Genomic DNA, 16,382 nt, shown 5'->3' on the forward strand with positions numbered 1-16,382 from the left:
AGAATCAATGCGTAACATTCTTCTCGCTGCTGTCGCCGTTTCCGCAATCGCCGCTCCGGCCTTTGCTCAAACCAATCCTGAGCCGCGTGGTTACGGCTCGTTGGGCTACACTCATCTTGAAGGCGACAATGCAACGACGGGCGCCGTCACCGGTCGTCTTGGCGTCAACCTCAACCGTTACATCGCTGTGGAAACTGAAGCCTCGGTCGGCGTGAAGCATGACGACTTCACCGTCGCGGGCGTCGATGGCGAGATCAAGCACGAGTGGGACGCCGCCGGTTACGTGGTCGGCAAGGTGCCGGTCTCTGACAAGCTGGAACTGTTCGCACGTGGCGGCTACGGCCACACCGAGCTGAAGCAGAAGTTCCCCGGCGCCAACACCGACGTGGGCGGCGATAGCTGGAACTACGGCGCCGGCGCCAACTACTACCTAGACGGCGTCAACGGCGTGCGCGCCGACTGGACCCGTCGCGACTACCGCGACAACGGTGGTGAAGCCGACGCCTATTCGGTCAGCTACATCCGTCGCTTCTGATCTGATCGATCAGTCCTAACGACGAAGGCGCGCTCCGCAGGGAGCGCGCCTTTTTCGTTCAGGAGAGTGAAGTCAGCCGAAGTCGCCGGCCAGGGCCCAGCGCTGCGAGCCTTCGCCGAATGGGCGAACGAACCAGTCGCGATAGTATTCGAAGGTCTCGATGATCTTTTGGCGAAGATCGGGCGGGTTGACCGCCTCGCCGCGCTGGCGCTTCATCGCCGCCACGCAATCGACCACCATGTTCTGATGCGCCGAGCCACCCATGCTCTTCAACACGGTGGCGATATCATGAGCCAAGCTTTCCAGGACCTGCTTGGGCGTCTTGTGAGCCATCTGGGACATCCCCTGTTCTCGACAGGAGAATGCGTGACAAAAAGTCGTGAAAGATTCAAGCGTGGCCGGGCGAGAATCATCATGGATGCGAATTAACCTGACATAACGCGGGTCGCGCGGTTTGGTTCTCGCAAGGGAGAAAACCATGACGAATTTCGATCCGGCGGCCGCGACGGCCCAGTGGCTGGCGACCCTGTCGCCCCAGGAAACGGCCCGCGCCATCGCCTATACCCACGGTTCGCACTGGCTGATCCTGTGGAGCTTCCTGGTCTCGGCCATGGTCGCCTGGATCATCGTGCGCACCGGCCTGCTGGTTGCGATCCGCAGCCGGATCGAACGTCGCCGTCGTCGGCCGGTCCTGGCCAGTTTCGTCGTCGCCGTGGTCTATTCGGCCATGAGTTGGGCGCTGACCCTGCCGTGGGCGATCTATCAGGGCTGGTGGCGAGAGAAACAGTATGGGCTGACCAGCCAGGTCCTGGGCGGCTGGCTGGGCGAGGCCGTGATCGGCGCGGCCATCTCGGTGGTGGCGACCTCGCTGCTGCTGGTGGCGATCTATGCCCTGATCCGACGTGCGCGTCGGTTCTGGTGGGGCTGGGCGGCCGGCGTGACGGCGGCCTTCATCGTCATCGGTCTGGTGCTCGCACCCTTGCTGATCGAGCCGATTTTCAACACCTATACGCCCGCACCGAACGGGCCGGTGCGCGACGCCGTCGTGACCTTGGCCAAACAGACCGGCACGCCGTCGGACAAGATCTTCATCTACGACGGCTCCAAACAGTCCGACCGCTACACCGCCAATGTCTCGGGCCTGTTCGGCACGGCGCGGGTGGCGATGAGCGACACCATGTTCAAACAGGGCGCGGATCTGGCCGAGGTGCGCGGCGTGGTCGGCCACGAGATGGGCCACTATGTCCGGGCGCACATTCTTTGGACCGTCGGTATTCTGGTCGTCCTGTCGGTGCTGGCCTTCTGGCTGACCGACCGGCTGTATCCAGTAGCGCATCGTCTTTTGAGGGCGGATCGGGTGGGCGACATCTCCGACCCTGCGGGCCTGCCGGTCCTGGCCCTGGTGCTGGCCTTCCTGGGCGTGCTGGGCACCCCCGTCTTCGCCACCATGACCCGCACGATGGAGGAGGACGCCGACCACTTCTCTCTGGTTCACGCCAATGAACCGGACGGTCTGTCCAAGGCCCTGATCAAGACCGCCGAATACCGCGCCCCGTCACCGTCGGCGATCGAGGAGTTCCTGTTCTACGATCACCCCAGCGTCGAGAACCGCATCCGCCGCGCCATGGAATGGAAGGCGACGCATCCGCCACGCGACGGGGCCGAGCAACCGACACGCCCGTAAGGCATTGAAGGCTCCGCCATTCCAAGCGGAGCCTTCGCCCCATGATCGACCTCTATCGCGGCCTCGACCTGGGCGTTCCGGCCCTGATGGACATCGCGCCCCTGATCGCGCGGGTCGTGGTCGGGGGAATGTTTTTCCTGTCCGGCTTCTACAAGCTGTTCACCCCGGCCCAGGCCGAGAAGATGCAGAAGACGATGGTCGAGGCCGGCATCGCCGCGCCGCGCCAGACCGCCAAGTTCGTCTCGGTGTGCGAATTCGCCTTCGGCGCCCTGCTGATCATGGGCCTGTTCACCAGCTTGGCGGCCCTTGTGCTGATGATCATCAGCCTGGTCGCCCTGGTGACGGTGGCGTCAAAATCGGTGGAGGGGACCAGCCTCGGCTATCGCCTCTCCAGCTATTTCGACCTGCCCGAGACCCTGCTGCTGGTCATCCTGATCTGGCTGATCGCCAATGGACCGGGGCTGTGGAGCCTGGACTTCGTCCTGTTCCTGCCCCGGCTTTAAGGCTTCAGGCGGCGCGCTTCCTGACGAATACCGTCCCGGCCGAATAGCCGGCGCCGAAGCTGCAGATCAGGCCCGTATCGCCCGCCTCGAACCCGTCATTGTGAAGGTGGAAGGCGATGATCGACCCGGCCGAGGAGGTGTTGGCGTATTCGTCCAGGATGATGACGTTCTCATCCGCCGAGGGCTCGCGACCCAGCACCTTCTTGCCGATCATCGTGTTCATGTTGATGTTGGCCTGGTGCAGCCACAGCCGCTTCAGGTCGTGCGGATCAAGGCCCAGTTCGCCGGCGTGATCCACGATCATGTCCGACACCATCGGCACCACGTCGCGGAAGACCTTGCGGCCCTGCTGAATGAACAGCTTGTCGTTCTGAACGCTGTCGTCGGCTTCGGGGCTGTCCAGATGCGCGGTGTCGCGCGCATTGCGGTTCAAGAAGCCGAAGTTGTTGCGGATGTTGTTCGAGAAGGTCGTCTTCAGCCGCGTGCCCAGCACGTCCCAGCCGCCCGGCCCAGCCGTATCCGACGACTCCACGATCACTGCAGTGGCCACATCGCCGAAGATGAAATGACTGTCGCGGTCGGTGAAGTTCAGGTGGGCCGAACAGACTTCCGGATTGACCATCAGAACCGCCTTGACCGAGCCGCCGGCGATGAAGTCCGCCGCCGTCTTGATGCCGAAGGTCGCCGAGCTGCACGCCACATTCATGTCGAAGGCGAAGCCCTCGATGCCCAGGGCCTGCTGAACCTCGATGGCCATGGCCGGATAGGCGCGCTGCATGTTCGATGCGGCGCACAGGACGGCGCCGATTTCGGAAACCGGCTTGCCCCAGGCCTCAATCGCCTGACGCGCGGCCTTGACCGCCATCTCGGCCAGGATCGAGATTTCGTCGTTGGAGCGTTCGGCCAGGTTCGGCGCCATCCGCTCGGGATCGATGATCCCGGCCTTGTCCAGCACGAACCGGCTCTTGATGCCCGAGGCCTTTTCGATGAACTCGGGCGAGGAGTGCGACTTGGCCTCCAGCTCGCCAGCCTCGATCTGAGCGGCATGGCGGGCGTTCCAGCCGTCGGCCCAGGTATTGTAGCTGTCGACCAGTTCGGCGTTCGAGACGGACTGTTCGGGGGTGAAGAGGCCGGTGGCGGCGATGACGGCGTGGGTCACTTTGGTTTTTGTTCCTATCGCTCGGCCCGCGGGACCTTGCTGCTTGAGGACAGTCCGTTTCCTATCAGAACGCGTCAATAGGACGGCGGCGGCTTGCGGTCGAGACTGGCGATGACGCCGGCGGCCCAGCGCTGCACCTGACCGCGCGGCGCCTTGGGCGTCGGCTGGTCGCGCGCGGCGATCAGCCGGTCCACCAGATCCTCGGCCTCGCAGGGCCAGCCCTCGGGCGTGACATAGAGGGGATAGGCGATCAGGGCGGCGTGGACCAGGTGATCGACGCCGGCGCGGCGGCTGCGGCGCTCGAACGTCAGCCGGTCGTCGGTCAGTCCCCATCCGGCATAGAAGGGCCGGCCATAGACCGACACCGCCTTGCCCCGCATCAGGGCCTCGAAGCCCGTCAGGGAGGTCAGGGTCGCCACCCGGCGACAGGCGTTCAGACAGTCCACGATATCCAGCCCGTCGCCCACGGCATCGACCGAGGCCATGGCTCCCGCGTCCAGCCGCCCCGGCCGGTTGCCCGCCAGCACGTCGGGGTGATTGCGATAGACCAGAAAGGCGTCCGGATGATCGCGCCGCGCCGCCTCCACCAGGGCCGAGTTGGTGTTCAGATCCGGCGCACAGCCCAGCAGAATCGACTTGTCGTTCTCGACCTGGCCGACGACCAGCAGGATGTCGCGATCAACGGGCCAGTCCGTCGGCGCCTGGCCCCTAAGATTGTATTTCGACAGGCCCGCATCGACCACGCGCGTCCGCAGCGCGGCGGCCCGCGCCAACTGCATCGGCGACAGGTCCGAGGTCTCGATCAGGGTCTCCAGCCGCGAGGGCCGCGACGGATCGTAATAGACGCCCTGATCGTCCAGGGCGACCGACAGGGCGCCGACGAAATCGGACCCCAGGCCCCGCGAACGGATGAAGCCGTCCTCCATCCGTACGGTCGGACCGTCGAAATCGGCCGCCGCCTGACGCGTCGCCTCGCTCTCCTTGCCCGCCCACCAGATCAGCCGCCCATCGGTCGCCTTGGCTTGGGCGGCGGCACGCGACGGCGACATGAAATAGCGCATCGTCGCCTTGGGCGAGTTCAGCAGTCGGCGCACCGGCGGCCGCTTGGCGGGCGCGAACCCCACCGCCGACCACGACCCCGCCAGTCGGTCGGCCCGGTCGCGCAGGGCGATCAATCGCTCTAGCGCCTGTTCGGCCTCGCATCGCTCGCCCGTCACTGGATCGACGTAGCGGCTGTAGGCGATCAGAGCGGCGGCGGCGACCTGTTCGATCGACCGCGCGACGCCGCGTCGCCCCGTCTGGACCGCATCGGTCGTCAGGCCCCAGCCGGAATAGAAGGGCGCCCCGAAACACCGCACCGGCAGGCCACGCAACAGCGCCTCGAACCCTAGCGCCGAGGTCACGCAATAGACCGCATCCACCGCCGCCAGCAGGTCGGCCGGCCGTATATCCCTATCGGCCAGTGTGACGCCGGTCAGCTCCGTCACGCAGCCGCGCTTCTTGCCCGCCGCCACCGCCGGATGACGTTTGACGATCAGCTGGGCGTCCGGTTCGTCGCGCCGGGCGGCGGCGATCATGTCGTCAAAGCTCTGAGCTGTCGCGAGGCCGCAGGCGATGGAGGCGTCGCCGAACGTCTGGTCCACGATCAGCACGCGCCGACCGGGCTTCAGCAGGCCCGGATCCAGCGGCCCGCCCATATTGGTCTTGGAAACGCCCGACGCCACGATCCGGTCGATCAGTCCGCGCGCCCGCGCGATCATGGCCGCGTCGCACCAGTCGTCGGCCGTCTGGATCAGATGCTCCAGCCGGCTGGGCCGCGTCGCATCGTAATAGACGCCCAGATCGTCGACGATCAGGCTCAGGCTCGTCGCGCCCGCCTCGCCGATGCCGACCGAACGCAAAAACCCGTCCTCCAGCGCCACATAGGGCCGCCCGTTCTTCTCGGCCCACCGTCGCCCCGCCGCCGCCGTCGGCTTCATTCCCCAGCCCAGCACGGCCTGAACCTCGTCCCCCGGCAGGCGACGCAGGTCGTAGTCGGCCAGAAAAACGTCGAGGAACGGGACCTTCAGCACGCCGGGCGCACAGACCCAGGCCGGGATTTTCGAAGGCGTGTCGGAGGGTAGGGGCAAGGCGGGTCCGCTGAGGTTCGACGCGAGCTTTACGGCGGTTGCGTCGACGCGACTAGGCCCGATCCGCCCGCGCCAGCAAGGCCTTCGCCTGCTCCAGATGCAGCCGTTCGACCATCGCCCCGTTCACGCGGATCGCGCCTCGCCCCTCGGCGTCTGGCGCGTCGAAGGCGGCGACGATCGCTTGTGCATCGGCGAGCTCGGCTTCGGACGGCGAGAAGCTGGCGTTGGCGGCCGCGATCTGCGACGGGTGGATCAGGCTCTTGCCGTCGAACCCGTACAGTCGCCCCTGCGCCGCCTCGGCCTCAAAGCCTTCGGCATCGTCGATGCGGTTGAACACCCCGTCGATGGCCAGCAAGCCATTGGCCCGCGCGGCGGCGACCAGCATGGCCAGCCACGGCTTGAACGGTTCGCGATCCGGCGAAGCCCCGGTCCCCAGCGCCTTGGCCAGGTCGTTGACCCCCAGCATCAGCCCGTCCAGCGCCCCATCCGCCGTCGCGATGTCGGCCAAGGCCATCAGCGCGCGCGGCGTTTCGATCATGGCCCACAGGGCGCAGCCCTTGGCCAGGCCGGCGGACAGGGCGTGCACGGCTTGCGGCGTCTCCACCTTCGGCGCGACGACCAATGTGGCGCCTGCCGCCTTCATCGCCGTCAGGTCGTCCAGCCCCCAGTCGGTGTCCAGGCCATTGATCCGAACGCCCAGGCGTGGCCCGAACCCGCCGTCCCGAAACGCCGCGACGGCGGCGTCACGCGCGTCGGCCTTGGCATCGGGCGCCACGGCGTCTTCCAGATCCAGCACGGCGACATCGCAATCCAGCGTCCGCGCCTTCTCGATCGCCCGCGCATTGGAGGCGGGCAGATAAAGGACGCTGCGGACCCGGTCGCTGCGCATCAGACGCGGCCCGTGACGGGCACCAGGGCGCCGGTCATGGCCCGGCTCTCGGGCGAGGCCAGGAACAGGATCACCGCCGCCAGATCGGCCGGCGCGACCCAGGTCGCCGGGTCGGCGTCGGGCATGTCCTTGCGGTTCGTCGGCGTGTCGATGATCGACGGCAGGACGGCGTTGACCGTCACCTTTGTCGCCTTCAACTCCTCGGCCAGCGCCTGGGTCAGGGCGTGGATCCCGGCCTTGGCCGCGCCATAGGCCCCCATGCCCGCGCCGGCCTTAAGCGCGGCGGCCGAGCCGACATTGACGATCCGACCCTCGGGCGAGGCCTTCAGCGCATCCAGCGCCGCGCGGTTGGTGTTCACGGCGGTGGTGACGTTCAGCGCATGCATCCGGTCCCACGCCGGTTCCGCATCGTCGGCTGTCTGCCAGACGAAGCCGCCGGCGATATTGAGCAGGGCGTCCAGCCGCCCGAACCGCGCGATCACGGCGTCGACGGCCTTCTGCGCCTGGCCGGCGTCCGTCAGATCGACCCCGCCGACCTCCAGCACGCCGTCGGGCACGGTATGGCCCTCGGCATGGTCGATGACCGCGACCTGCCAGCCGGCTTTCAGCGCCGCCTCCAGCACCGCCCGGCCCAGGACGCCGTGTCCGCCCGTGATTGCGACTGTTCGCTGCGTCATCCGATCCTCCATGTCGCCGGGGACCATAGAGCCGGCTGCGGCCGGATCAACCGGTCCCGATCAAGCGTCGGCGAACACCTTCGCCATCAACCGCTCCAGCGCCTCCTGGTCGTCCGTATCGAAGGCGGCCGGCGTCGTCGCATCCACGTCGAACACCGCGATCAGCGCGCCCGAGGCGTCGCGCACAGGCACCACGATCTCGCTGGCCGAACGGCTGTCGCAGGCGATGTGGCCGGGGAAGGCGTGCACATCCTCGACCAGCTGCGTCTGGCCCGTCGCCGCCGCCGCGCCGCATACTCCGCGTCCGAACGCGATGCGCAGGCACCCCAGCGTGCCCTGATAAGGCCCGACCACCAGTTCGTCGGTCTTGTCCGGCGCGACGACATAGAAGCCGGTCCAGAAATAGTGCTCGAACGCATCGGCCAGCATCGACGCCACCGTCGCCATTCGCGCCGTTACATTCGGCTCGCCGTCGAGCACGGCCAGGACTTCCGTCTCGACCTCCAGATAGCGCGCCGCCTTGACGGCGGGACGATCGTTGCGGGCGACATAGGCCATGGAAAAACTCCGGAGCGGGACAGGCTGGCGATATAGGCGAGCGCTTGGCCGAAGGGGAGGGGCGGCATCAGTCGCGGTCGCTTTGCCGGGAACGCTTGCATGCGCCCCCGTGTTGGCGCTGGGAGACAACGACGGAGGCTCGCGTGACATCCACCCCTTCACGATCGCTCAGCCTGATCGCCGCCCTGATGCTATCGGCCGCCGCGGCCGCCTGCGGTCAGGACGCCGGCGCGCCTGGGCCAGCTGACGCGACGCAGACCCCCGCGCGGTCCGCACCAGAGCCGATGGCGCCGCCTCCGGAACCGGCGAAGATCAACACGAACCCTGCGACCTCGTCGTCAGCGTCAGCGACGCCGGCGGCGTCGCGCAAGCCCTGTTATCTCTCGGTCGACGGCAAGGTACTGCTCGACGAGCCCTGCCTCGTCTATCCGTTCGGCGACGGCGGCTACACGATGAACGCCTGGTCCGAGGGCAAGCCCAAGAACTCGCATTTCGCCGTCGTCGTCCTCATGGCCGACGGCAGGGCCGACGCCACCTGGAACGCCGACCCCGACGACGACAAGGCCGGCGATCGCCTGGGGACCGTCCGCCTTAACGGGGACTGCTGGATCAACGACCGCGCGCGCATCTGTGTAAAGTGAGCGGCGTCGGTTGAGAACGCGTCGATGTCTAGCTTCTCCGGCTCAGCCAATGATCCAGGCTGATCGGCCCGGCGCCGAACCTGATGATGTAGAGCAGCACCGTCGCCCAGAGCAGGTGGGTCGGCCAACCGAGGGGGTAGACAAAAACCTCGATCACTATGGTCATGCCAAGAAGCGCGAGCGCGGCAAAGCGGACGCCGAGGCCGAGCACCAGCAGGACCGGGAACAAATGTTCCGAATAGGTCGCCAGGTGGGCGGCGATATCGCCGGGGATCAGAGGCAGTCGGTATTCCTCGGCGAACAGAGCATAGGTGCTGTCGGTGATGGTCAGCAGACCCTCCACCTTTGTCCGGCCGGAAAGAAAGAAGACCGCCGCGATCGATACACGCGCGATCAGGCTGAGCACCGGCAGGGGGATCGCAGCCTGGGCCAGGCGTGGGAGGACCGCCAAGGAGGGGCGCGGCGACGATGCGGCGGTCAGTTCGGTCATTGTGGCGCTCCGGTTTCGATACGGGTGAAGGCGCCGCTCAGAAGCAGATCTCTGAACAGCTCGGACAGATTGGCTGCGGGATCGACGGCGAGGGCGGCGAGAGCCGCCGCTCCGACGGTGCGGCCGTGCCGGCAGGCGTCAAGGAAGGCGAACTGGAGCCGGTTCAACCGATGGGTCTGGACCTGCATTTCCGGACGCACGATCAACAGGCCCTCGGGGGACTGGTCCCACAGCATGTCGTCCGGAGGCGTAGCCAGACGATTGGCCAGCCAGATCGATGGCGCGGTCCAGTCGAACCAGAAGACTTGCGCAGACGGATGCAGGACCGCGCAGCTGACGTTGAGAGCAGTGTGCGACAGGGCGGCGACCGTCCTTGGAGCCAGTGTCGGTGCGTCAGTGGCGCGGTGTGCGCGGCTCCATGCGCGATCAAGACGGGCGACAGGCGGCAGAAACTGAAGTTCAAACGCCGGCGGAAACGTCGCCAGCCACTCCGGGAAGCCCTCGCCATAGGCATCCAGAACCGGGGATGAGGGAGGCACGCGGTCGGCGTAGATCAGAGCGGCGTCGCGAAACCAGTCCGGACCGACCAACCGTTCTACAGTCGGATAGAGACCCGCCAGGGCGTCGGTCCGCCCCTTGGCCACCGTGTTTCGATAAACCGCCAGTCCGGGCGCATGTGGATCCGCCAGCCACGGTGTGAGCACGGAGCCCGGCCCCTGTAAGGCCAGGGAGAAGCTCGCATGAAATGACAGCATCTGATCGTCAGGCGGCGCGCTGGACATGGCAGGCCTCCATTATGGCGACGGCTTGCTCGCGTTCGGCGATCAACTCGGCGAAGTCGGGGATGTTGTCGTCGCGCTCGATCAGCGTGGGACGCGGCCCGATGCGCATGAGTGTCTCGGCATAGAGGGACCAGACGGCGTCGCTGACCGGCGCGTCGTGGGTGTCGATCAACAGCGCCTCTGCGTGGACGGGATCGGGCGCAAAGCCGGCCAGATGGATTTCGCCGATGAGATCGACCGGAACGGCCGCCAGATAGTCCCGCGGGTCGGCGCCGAGATTGTTGGCGCTGATGTGCACATTGTTCAGATCGAGCAGCAGGCCACAGCCTGTCGCGGCGGCCAGTTCGACCAGGAAATCGACCTCCCCCATCTCGTGGCCGTTCAGGTCGAGGTAAAGGGATGGATTCTCGATCAGCAGGCGTCGGCCCAGCGCGTCCTGCGCGCGCGCTACGTTGTCGCTGACCTGATTCAACATCTGTCGGGTGCGCGGAAACGGGAGCAGATCAGGATGGTAGACGCCGCCGCCCCGCGACCAGGCCAGGTGTTCGGACATCAGAAACGGCTCGAACCGGTCAGCGAGCGTCTTGAGCCGCGCCAGATGCTCCGGGTCCGGCGCCTCGTCGCCGGCCAGCGACAAGCCGACACCATGCAGGGACAGAGGCTTTTCTCGACGGATGGCCTCCAGCCATTTCAAGCGAGGGCCGCCATCGACCATATAGTTTTCAGGATGGACCTCGAACCACAGACCGGCCGCCGGAGACGCCAGAGCCTCGTCGTAATGGCGGGCTTTGAGGCCCAGTCCCACTGTGGGGACAGGCGTCGTGGCGATCGATCCATGGTTCATCGGTCCAGCTCCGATCAGCGCGAGACGGGCGTCAGCGAGCCGTTGCCGCGCGGGGTGCGGATGCTGGTGCAGGTGCCGGCGGGCGTGTGCTTCCAGGCGTTGCCCTGATAGTCGCGCACCGAGGTGCCGGCGCAGGTGGTGCCGGGGCCGGCGGCGCAGTCGTTCTTGCCAGCCAAAGCGATGCCATAGCATTTTTCCATGGCGGCCGGCCTGGTCTCGGCGTTCCTGGTCGATTGGGCGTGGGCCATGCCGGCGCCGGCGGTCAGGGCGACAAGGGTGGCGGCGGCGATCTTGGTGCGGGTCATGCAAGAGGTCCTTCTCAAAAACCACGGCCGTTCGTGGCCGCTGAATCCGCCTTTCGCCGACGGCCCGCCGCGCGTTACATTTTCGAGCCAACTATTTTTCGTGCATCAATTCGCGAGACGCCATGTAACCGTCGCGGTCTCCACAGCGTAGGTCGCAGTCGCACGTGCTTGACCGGGAATCACAACTCAAAGCCTTGATGCTCAAAGGCCTGGACGGTGACGCGCAGGCTTGGCGCGTGCTGCTGTCGGACCTGGCCGCGCACCTGCGGCCCTTTTTCAAACGCCGTCTTTTCAACGGAGAAAGCGACGCGGAGGACCTCGTGCAAGAGACCCTGATCGCCATTCACGCCAAGCGCGCCACATGGGATCGCAACCAGTCGTTCACGGCCTGGGCCTTCACGATCGCCCGCCACAAGCTGATCGACCACCTGCGCCGCCAGGGCCGACGCCTCACCCAGCCGCTGGACGACGCAAGCGTGCTGCTGGCCGAGCACACGGTCGAGGACGGGGTCATGCGACGCGATTTGACCCGCGCCTTGTCGATCCTCCCGGCGCGACAGCGCGCCCTGATCCATGATGTGAAAGTCACCGGACTGAGCGTGGCCGAGGCGGCCGAGCGTCACGGCTATTCCGTCGCCGCCGCCAAGGTCAGCATCCATCGCAGCTTCAAGGCTTTGACCGCGCGCTTCGCGGCTGGAGCAGCAGGGTCCAACGATGAAGACTGACGACCTGATCACCAGCCTGGCGCTGGACTTGCCGCCGACGTCCCGAAGCGACGTCGACCGTCGTGTGCTGCTGTTCATGCTGCCGGCGGCGGGCGTCGCGCTTGCTGGTGTCGTTTGGTGGCTGGGATTGCGACCGGATCTGATGTCGGCCGTCGCCGGACCGACCTTCTGGGCCAAGGCGGCCTATACGGCGGCCCTGTGCGTCGCCGGCTTCTGGCTCCTGGATCGACTGGGGCGGCCGGGCGCTTCGCCGCGCCGCCCCGCAATCCTGCTAGCCGCCATTTTGGCCGTCGCTGCCGGATGGGCTGTCTTGGAGTTGCTGGGCGCTGCGCCTGACGCGCGGATGGACATGGTCATGGGGCGCTCCGCCAGGGTCTGTCCGACGAACATCCTGTCGCTCGGCGCTCTGGCGGCGCCGTTCATCTTCTTCGCCGCGAGACGATTCGCCCCTGTGAAGCCCGCTTCCGCCGGCGCCGCCGCCGGTCTTCTGACCGCAGGGCTGGCCGCGACCGTCTATGGCCTGCATTGCCCCGAGCACACGGCCGCCTTTGTGGCGGTCTGGTACACCTTGGGCATGGGCCTCGTCGCGGCCCTGGGTGCTGCTATCGGTCGTTTCACCTTCCGCTGGTGAGCGTGCATGCAACACTGCCGTTAAGCGGTCGTGAGCCGCTTCTAAGCGGTTCCGACAGACAGGGTGGTAGGCCCGGAGGGCGTGCGCTTCCGAGCCACAGCAACGACTTAGGCTGTCAAACCCCTGTTTAGGAAAGCCTGCCGCCGCGCGACGACAGCGGTTGGTGTCAAACCTGAAACGGCGGCAGGAGAGGGGGCTATTGTGTACGCCGGCCCGCTCAGATGAGCATGGCCTGTGGCGCGGCTGGGGCCAGCTCAACACCCTTGGCGATCAGCAGCTCGGCCGCGCCAGGCGCATTCCCGCCCTGGATCGAATAGACCGTCTTAACGGCCTCGACGTCGGCCCAGGCAAACATCTCGCGGATCTCCGGCCGGTCGTTGATCGACAGCAGGAAACGCCCCCCCCTTCGATCGTTCGCAGCTTGCCGCCCACCCCGGTGAAGGTCACCGCGCGCAAGCCACGGTTCGTCACGAAGGTTCAGCGGGGGAGTCAGGGCCTATGTCCAACTCGGGCTGACCTATGGGCGCAGGGCGGTGCTCGAGGACTTTCTTGATCACGTAATGGGACGTAAAGCTCGAACCGGCGCGCACCGATACCTCTTCAACTTCACAAATAAGAAGATCGCCCTTTGCAAACCGTTCTTCATTACGATCGACACGGCCGTTGAAGTCAGCGTCCTCTATGAGCACTTGGCGAGTCGCACGCCCGTCATGCAAACGCCATTTCCGGCCAGACGTGAAATGCAGAGAGACGATTTTGAACGGCTTCACGAACTTCGAGACGAACTGATCGTCAGAAGTGTCGGGCAACTGCCGAAACCAATCAGCATCCGTTTCGTCCACGACGACCCGAGTGGTGACCCCGTCGCCAATTTTGACCGTATCGATACCATCACGCTCGAGTGGCTCGACGAACACCTTTTCCAAGGCCTCACGTACGCCAGGGTCAAGCGCCAGCTTGAATACAGGTTCTGGCAGGTCGAGTATCGTACCGTCTAAGGTCTCAATACGCAGTGCTCCATCGCCCAGCCGACTTTGCACCTTCGGCCTACTGCCGCGCATGGCCTTGATCGCTTGAATCGCTCCGTCTTTTGCCGTGAAACCCAGAAGGCCGAGCAAGGTCGCCGCAGCTTGAACGTCTGGCTGCTTCCAAAACTCCCAGACTGCGTGGGCGCCCAATACCCCGAGGCTGAGAAGAACCTCAAAACTACCTTCACGTGTAGCCTTTGCCTTGACCGTAACTGACGCCTCGTCACCGTAAGTCGCCTTACCAGCCGCTTTCAAAAGACGGCTCAAGCCGATGAGCGCTGGTCCTAAGTCGGCAAGGTCCATCTCGCCGTCACGGACGGCGTCACCGTCGTACGCTAAACTGAAGGTTGCTTCGCTCATACGCATAGCTTTGGACGACCTGAGGTTAACGCGGGCTTAGGACGCAACTGTGGCCATGTCCACAACGACGAGAACATTACGTGAACAATTCATTTGCGGAGTCGCCTTTTGCACGAGTAGGAGTCCCCGGCTCGCGTGAGCGGGGGCGGCGATCAGCCGGACGGCCGATCGGTCCTGGTCGTGCGGGGGGGACGCCCGCAGATCGACGCGGTGCAACGCGCCGATCCCGCCCCGGACGAGGGCGAAATGAAGGAGGAGGAAGGGCATGCCGATCGACAAACCGGGTTCGTCACGACCGATGCCGCTGTCAGAGCTGATGCGGTTGGAGGCCGAACTGGCCGCGCGCGTCGTGCGCAATCCTCCGCCGCATCCCAGCCTGCCGGCGACGCCGGGGCCGGGGTCGAATGTCGCCTATGTGTCGAAGGAGGAGAACGACCGCCTGGTCGGCGCCGCCCTGGCGCTTGGCATGGGACAGTTCGCCAAGATGACGGCGGACGAGACCCATAGGCTCGCGGCGCGCCTCTCGCGCCGATGAGCCGTGGGCTACAAGAAGCCGGAGAACCGGGGCCTCGGCCATCACCTCAGCGTGGCTCCGCACATGACTTTGTCGCAGCTGCGCCGCGACCGCTGGACGATCTCGACCCGGTGCCCCCGCTGTCATCTGGATTGCTGGGTGGACCTGTCAGTCGTCATTCGACTGTCGGGGCCGCAGGTGAAGCTCTGGAACCGCTGGGCGCGCTGCCGCCGCTATGGATGCCCTGGCCGAATGGTCTTTCTGTTCACGCCGCCCGGCGAGCCGAAAGGCGTCTTCTGGCCCATGCACGATCCGCCCGAGGCGCGCGTGAAGGCGACGATCAGCGACGATCCGGAGCTGTGATGCCGTGCTGAACTTTTATCGGGACGACACGACTGAAAGCGACGGAGGAGCAAACCAATAGAGATGTGCGTTGCGTCCGTAGGAGGACCACTGCCATGAGCGACGACAAATCAAAGACCGGCAACGCAGACCGCGTTCGGATCAATCTCTCTGAAGATTACGAAGTCCGTGACTGGGCTAAAAAGTTCGGGGTGACTGAGGATGCTCTCAGGCGTGCTGCCGAACGAGTGGGCCCTATGGCCGAAGATGTAAGGCGTGAGCTGGGCGGGCAGTGACCCTCTCAGAAATCGACGGGCTGATTGATGTTGCGATAGACGCCGGCGCCCTGTTCGTTACTGCAACAGACTGGCAGATCGTCGCGGCCGCCCCTGGAGTGATCATCCTAGACAATGGCGGTCTGAACTATCGCGGTTTGGATGTCTGGATCACCCGCGATACTCGCGTGGCTGATCGTAATGAGGCCGCTCGACTGCCGCGCGTTTGAAGCGACAGGCGGCCTTACCTAGGAGAGTAGACCGCCCGTCGCACGGAGTGACGCATTTGCCGGGCCGTCACCCCTTTGGCCGGCTCCGGCACCACAATCAAAGGCTTGGGCCGGCAGTTCCCGATGTGCGATAACGAGCATACATCCTCACAATAAGACGGTGGGCGTCGCGGCCATTTTCGAATGCGGCTGGTTCGGGCGTGACCGATGTCCGTCATGTTGTCGGAACTTCACGCGCCCGTGATGGTTTTTCCAAGTTTATAGGGAGACCCTTCCATGAAATATCTTGCCATCGCCAGCGTCGCTTCGATTGCCCTTCTCGCAGCCTGTAACCAGGGTGGCGACAGCGCGGCTCAGAACACTAGCGAAGCCGTCAACGCCACGCAGGACGCCACGGCAGGCGTTGTCGGTCAGACTTCTGCGATGACCCTTGGCGCCAATACAGTCGACGGCTTTGTCACCAACTTGGCCATCGGGAACATGTATGAGTTGGAAGCTGCCAAGGTGGCGGCGACCAAAGCCAAGAAAGCCGACGTGAAGGCGCTTGCCGCAATGATCACCAAGGACCACACAGATGCAGGTCAGAAGCTGCAGACGGCAGCCGCCGCTGCGGAACCCGATATTGCCATCCCGACCGCGCTCGACGAGCGTCGAAAAGGCATGATCGACAATCTGAACGCCGCGACTTCTGACGACTTCGACAAAGTCTACCTGACTCAACAGGTCGCCGCCCATAACGAAACCCTCACGCTGCTGAAAGGTTTTTCCGACAACACTGAAGCGCCCGGCCTAGCCAGCCTAGCTCGCGAGTTGATTGCACCAGTCACCATGCACCGCGACCGCGCCCAAGCCTTGCTCGATGCGATGAACTAAGCGCAAGATCGGATGAGACGACCGCCGTCGCACGCAAGGCGGCGGTCGCCAGACGAGTTCGCGGTCCGGGTTGATCGCCTCAGGATTGCTGGTCACATTCGCCTGCCGCTGACCAGCAGTCCCGACGAGGAACGCTTGAATGACTGACCTACTGGCTCGCTTGAGCTCGGAGTCCGATATCCACAATGTGGAAGCAGCGGAGGTCGGG

23 protein-coding genes are annotated in these 16,382 nt (G+C 65.4%); 11 read left to right on the forward strand and 12 right to left on the reverse strand.

Features of this window, described 5'->3' with window-relative positions:
- Positions 1-7: 7 nt before the first annotated feature.
- Positions 8-535: a porin family protein gene (locus Q9R14_RS01040; RefSeq protein WP_039244441.1), complete on the forward strand. Its 528-nt coding sequence runs from the start codon at positions 8-10 to the stop codon at positions 533-535.
- A 72-nt stretch (positions 536-607) separates the two neighbouring features.
- Here Q9R14_RS01040 and Q9R14_RS01045 read toward each other — a convergent pair whose 3' ends face one another.
- Complete coding sequence (locus Q9R14_RS01045) at positions 608-877, reverse strand: hypothetical protein (RefSeq protein WP_017504786.1); 270 nt, start codon at positions 875-877, stop codon at positions 608-610.
- 136 nt (positions 878-1,013) lie between these two features.
- Between Q9R14_RS01045 and Q9R14_RS01050 the strand changes: the two genes are divergently transcribed.
- Both Q9R14_RS01050 and Q9R14_RS01055 read left to right on the forward strand, forming a co-directional pair.
- Positions 1,014-2,219, forward strand: coding sequence for a M48 family metallopeptidase (locus Q9R14_RS01050; protein ID WP_306003162.1), 1,206 nt, complete (start codon positions 1,014-1,016; stop codon positions 2,217-2,219).
- A gap of 41 nt (positions 2,220-2,260) precedes the next feature.
- Positions 2,261-2,722 carry a DoxX family protein gene (locus Q9R14_RS01055; RefSeq protein ID WP_306003163.1) on the forward strand — a complete coding sequence of 154 codons (462 nt, stop codon included), beginning with the start codon at positions 2,261-2,263 and terminating at the stop codon, positions 2,720-2,722.
- 4 nt (positions 2,723-2,726) lie between these two features.
- On the opposite strand, the gene Q9R14_RS01060 is transcribed toward Q9R14_RS01055, so the two are convergent.
- From Q9R14_RS01060 to Q9R14_RS01080, 5 genes are all read right to left on the reverse strand, one after another.
- Positions 2,727-3,881, reverse strand: coding sequence for a beta-ketoacyl-ACP synthase III (locus tag Q9R14_RS01060; protein ID WP_306003164.1), 1,155 nt, complete (start codon positions 3,879-3,881; stop codon positions 2,727-2,729).
- A 74-nt stretch (positions 3,882-3,955) separates the two neighbouring features.
- On the reverse strand, positions 3,956-6,010 hold the full coding sequence (locus tag Q9R14_RS01065; protein WP_306003165.1) for a capsular polysaccharide biosynthesis protein: 2,055 nt from the start codon (positions 6,008-6,010) through the stop codon (positions 3,956-3,958).
- A 52-nt stretch (positions 6,011-6,062) separates the two neighbouring features.
- Positions 6,063-6,899 carry a CoA ester lyase gene (locus Q9R14_RS01070; RefSeq protein ID WP_306003166.1) on the reverse strand — a complete coding sequence of 279 codons (837 nt, stop codon included), beginning with the start codon at positions 6,897-6,899 and terminating at the stop codon, positions 6,063-6,065.
- Positions 6,899-7,576, reverse strand: a complete 678-nt coding sequence (locus tag Q9R14_RS01075) for an SDR family NAD(P)-dependent oxidoreductase (RefSeq protein WP_306003167.1) — start codon at positions 7,574-7,576, stop codon at positions 6,899-6,901. The genes Q9R14_RS01070 and Q9R14_RS01075 overlap by 1 nt, the downstream gene beginning before the upstream one ends.
- A gap of 60 nt (positions 7,577-7,636) precedes the next feature.
- Positions 7,637-8,134 (reverse strand): GAF domain-containing protein, encoded by a 498-nt coding sequence (locus tag Q9R14_RS01080; protein WP_306003168.1) that lies wholly within the window; start codon positions 8,132-8,134, stop codon positions 7,637-7,639.
- Positions 8,135-8,277: 143 nt separating this feature from the next.
- On the opposite strand from Q9R14_RS01080, the gene Q9R14_RS01085 reads away from it, so the two are divergent.
- Positions 8,278-8,775 carry a hypothetical protein gene (locus Q9R14_RS01085; RefSeq protein WP_306003169.1) on the forward strand — a complete coding sequence of 166 codons (498 nt, stop codon included), beginning with the start codon at positions 8,278-8,280 and terminating at the stop codon, positions 8,773-8,775.
- 28 nt (positions 8,776-8,803) lie between these two features.
- Here the strand turns inward: Q9R14_RS01085 and Q9R14_RS01090 are convergent, their stop codons facing one another.
- Genes Q9R14_RS01090 through Q9R14_RS01105 form a run of 4 tightly spaced genes read right to left on the reverse strand, consistent with a single transcriptional unit; the run spans position 8,804 to position 11,196 of the window.
- Positions 8,804-9,265: a DoxX family protein gene (locus Q9R14_RS01090; RefSeq protein ID WP_306003170.1), complete on the reverse strand. Its 462-nt coding sequence runs from the start codon at positions 9,263-9,265 to the stop codon at positions 8,804-8,806.
- Positions 9,262-10,047, reverse strand: a complete 786-nt coding sequence (locus tag Q9R14_RS01095) for a DNA-binding domain-containing protein (protein ID WP_306003171.1) — start codon at positions 10,045-10,047, stop codon at positions 9,262-9,264. The genes Q9R14_RS01090 and Q9R14_RS01095 overlap by 4 nt, the downstream gene beginning before the upstream one ends.
- Entirely contained in the window at positions 10,028-10,891 is an 864-nt protein-coding gene (locus Q9R14_RS01100; protein ID WP_306003172.1) for a DUF692 domain-containing protein, read from the reverse strand. Before Q9R14_RS01100 ends, Q9R14_RS01095 begins: the two co-directional genes overlap by 20 nt.
- Before the next feature lie 14 nt (positions 10,892-10,905).
- A complete protein-coding gene (locus Q9R14_RS01105; protein WP_306003173.1) occupies positions 10,906-11,196 on the reverse strand; it encodes a DUF2282 domain-containing protein in 291 nt (96 codons plus the stop codon).
- 197 nt (positions 11,197-11,393) lie between these two features.
- Between Q9R14_RS01105 and Q9R14_RS01110 the strand changes: the two genes are divergently transcribed.
- Together Q9R14_RS01110 and Q9R14_RS01115 are read left to right on the forward strand one after the other, a co-directional pair.
- Complete coding sequence (locus Q9R14_RS01110) at positions 11,394-11,921, forward strand: sigma-70 family RNA polymerase sigma factor (RefSeq protein WP_306003174.1); 528 nt, start codon at positions 11,394-11,396, stop codon at positions 11,919-11,921.
- Positions 11,911-12,552, forward strand: coding sequence for a DUF1109 domain-containing protein (locus Q9R14_RS01115; protein WP_306003175.1), 642 nt, complete (start codon positions 11,911-11,913; stop codon positions 12,550-12,552). The genes Q9R14_RS01110 and Q9R14_RS01115 overlap by 11 nt, the downstream gene beginning before the upstream one ends.
- 217 nt (positions 12,553-12,769) lie before the next feature.
- Here Q9R14_RS01115 and Q9R14_RS01120 read toward each other — a convergent pair whose 3' ends face one another.
- Positions 12,770-12,907 carry a hypothetical protein gene (locus Q9R14_RS01120; protein ID WP_157004566.1) on the reverse strand — a complete coding sequence of 46 codons (138 nt, stop codon included), beginning with the start codon at positions 12,905-12,907 and terminating at the stop codon, positions 12,770-12,772.
- A 112-nt stretch (positions 12,908-13,019) separates the two neighbouring features.
- Positions 13,020-13,940, reverse strand: a complete 921-nt coding sequence (locus tag Q9R14_RS01125; protein ID WP_039248382.1) for a hypothetical protein — start codon at positions 13,938-13,940, stop codon at positions 13,020-13,022.
- Positions 13,941-14,205: 265 nt separating this feature from the next.
- Here Q9R14_RS01125 and Q9R14_RS01130 point away from each other — a divergent pair, with 265 nt between their 5' ends.
- From Q9R14_RS01130 to Q9R14_RS01150, 5 genes are all read left to right on the forward strand, one after another.
- On the forward strand, positions 14,206-14,475 hold the full coding sequence (locus Q9R14_RS01130) for a hypothetical protein (protein ID WP_039248387.1): 270 nt from the start codon (positions 14,206-14,208) through the stop codon (positions 14,473-14,475).
- 3 nt (positions 14,476-14,478) lie between these two features.
- Complete coding sequence (locus Q9R14_RS01135; protein ID WP_039248390.1) at positions 14,479-14,817, forward strand: hypothetical protein; 339 nt, start codon at positions 14,479-14,481, stop codon at positions 14,815-14,817.
- Positions 14,818-14,912: 95 nt separating this feature from the next.
- Positions 14,913-15,092, forward strand: a complete 180-nt coding sequence (locus tag Q9R14_RS01140) for a DUF3606 domain-containing protein (protein ID WP_306003176.1) — start codon at positions 14,913-14,915, stop codon at positions 15,090-15,092.
- On the forward strand, positions 15,089-15,301 hold the full coding sequence (locus Q9R14_RS01145) for a hypothetical protein (protein WP_039248396.1): 213 nt from the start codon (positions 15,089-15,091) through the stop codon (positions 15,299-15,301). Before Q9R14_RS01140 ends, Q9R14_RS01145 begins: the two co-directional genes overlap by 4 nt.
- Positions 15,302-15,577: 276 nt before the next feature.
- Positions 15,578-16,174, forward strand: a complete 597-nt coding sequence (locus Q9R14_RS01150; protein ID WP_039248399.1) for a DUF4142 domain-containing protein — start codon at positions 15,578-15,580, stop codon at positions 16,172-16,174.
- The last annotated feature ends 208 nt before the right edge of the window (positions 16,175-16,382 follow it).

Origin of the sequence: Brevundimonas sp. C43, assembly GCF_030732185.1 — a bacterium.
GTDB lineage: Bacteria > Pseudomonadota > Alphaproteobacteria > Caulobacterales > Caulobacteraceae > Brevundimonas > Brevundimonas diminuta_C.

What these genes read in the sequence shown, in the direction of transcription:
- Q9R14_RS01055 (WP_306003163.1), top strand. Translation starts at nt 2,261, where the DNA reads ATGATCGACCTCTATCGCGGCCTCGACCTGGGCGTTCCGGCCCTGATG.
- Q9R14_RS01070 (WP_306003166.1), bottom strand. Translation starts at nt 6,899, where the DNA reads ATGCGCAGCGACCGGGTCCGCAGCGTCCTTTATCTGCCCGCCTCCAAT.
- Q9R14_RS01105 (WP_306003173.1), bottom strand. Translation starts at nt 11,196, where the DNA reads ATGACCCGCACCAAGATCGCCGCCGCCACCCTTGTCGCCCTGACCGCC.
- Q9R14_RS01050 (WP_306003162.1), top strand. Translation starts at nt 1,014, where the DNA reads ATGACGAATTTCGATCCGGCGGCCGCGACGGCCCAGTGGCTGGCGACC.
- Q9R14_RS01140 (WP_306003176.1), top strand. Translation starts at nt 14,913, where the DNA reads ATGAGCGACGACAAATCAAAGACCGGCAACGCAGACCGCGTTCGGATC.
- Q9R14_RS01075 (WP_306003167.1), bottom strand. Translation starts at nt 7,576, where the DNA reads ATGACGCAGCGAACAGTCGCAATCACGGGCGGACACGGCGTCCTGGGC.
- Q9R14_RS01130 (WP_039248387.1), top strand. Translation starts at nt 14,206, where the DNA reads ATGCCGATCGACAAACCGGGTTCGTCACGACCGATGCCGCTGTCAGAG.
- Q9R14_RS01045 (WP_017504786.1), bottom strand. Translation starts at nt 877, where the DNA reads ATGTCCCAGATGGCTCACAAGACGCCCAAGCAGGTCCTGGAAAGCTTG.
- Q9R14_RS01090 (WP_306003170.1), bottom strand. Translation starts at nt 9,265, where the DNA reads ATGACCGAACTGACCGCCGCATCGTCGCCGCGCCCCTCCTTGGCGGTC.
- Q9R14_RS01095 (WP_306003171.1), bottom strand. Translation starts at nt 10,047, where the DNA reads ATGTCCAGCGCGCCGCCTGACGATCAGATGCTGTCATTTCATGCGAGC.
- Q9R14_RS01080 (WP_306003168.1), bottom strand. Translation starts at nt 8,134, where the DNA reads ATGGCCTATGTCGCCCGCAACGATCGTCCCGCCGTCAAGGCGGCGCGC.
- Q9R14_RS01150 (WP_039248399.1), top strand. Translation starts at nt 15,578, where the DNA reads ATGAAATATCTTGCCATCGCCAGCGTCGCTTCGATTGCCCTTCTCGCA.
- Q9R14_RS01110 (WP_306003174.1), top strand. Translation starts at nt 11,394, where the DNA reads ATGCTCAAAGGCCTGGACGGTGACGCGCAGGCTTGGCGCGTGCTGCTG.
- Q9R14_RS01040 (WP_039244441.1), top strand. Translation starts at nt 8, where the DNA reads ATGCGTAACATTCTTCTCGCTGCTGTCGCCGTTTCCGCAATCGCCGCT.
- Q9R14_RS01115 (WP_306003175.1), top strand. Translation starts at nt 11,911, where the DNA reads ATGAAGACTGACGACCTGATCACCAGCCTGGCGCTGGACTTGCCGCCG.
- Q9R14_RS01120 (WP_157004566.1), bottom strand. Translation starts at nt 12,907, where the DNA reads ATGTTTGCCTGGGCCGACGTCGAGGCCGTTAAGACGGTCTATTCGATC.
- Q9R14_RS01125 (WP_039248382.1), bottom strand. Translation starts at nt 13,940, where the DNA reads ATGAGCGAAGCAACCTTCAGTTTAGCGTACGACGGTGACGCCGTCCGT.
- Q9R14_RS01100 (WP_306003172.1), bottom strand. Translation starts at nt 10,891, where the DNA reads ATGAACCATGGATCGATCGCCACGACGCCTGTCCCCACAGTGGGACTG.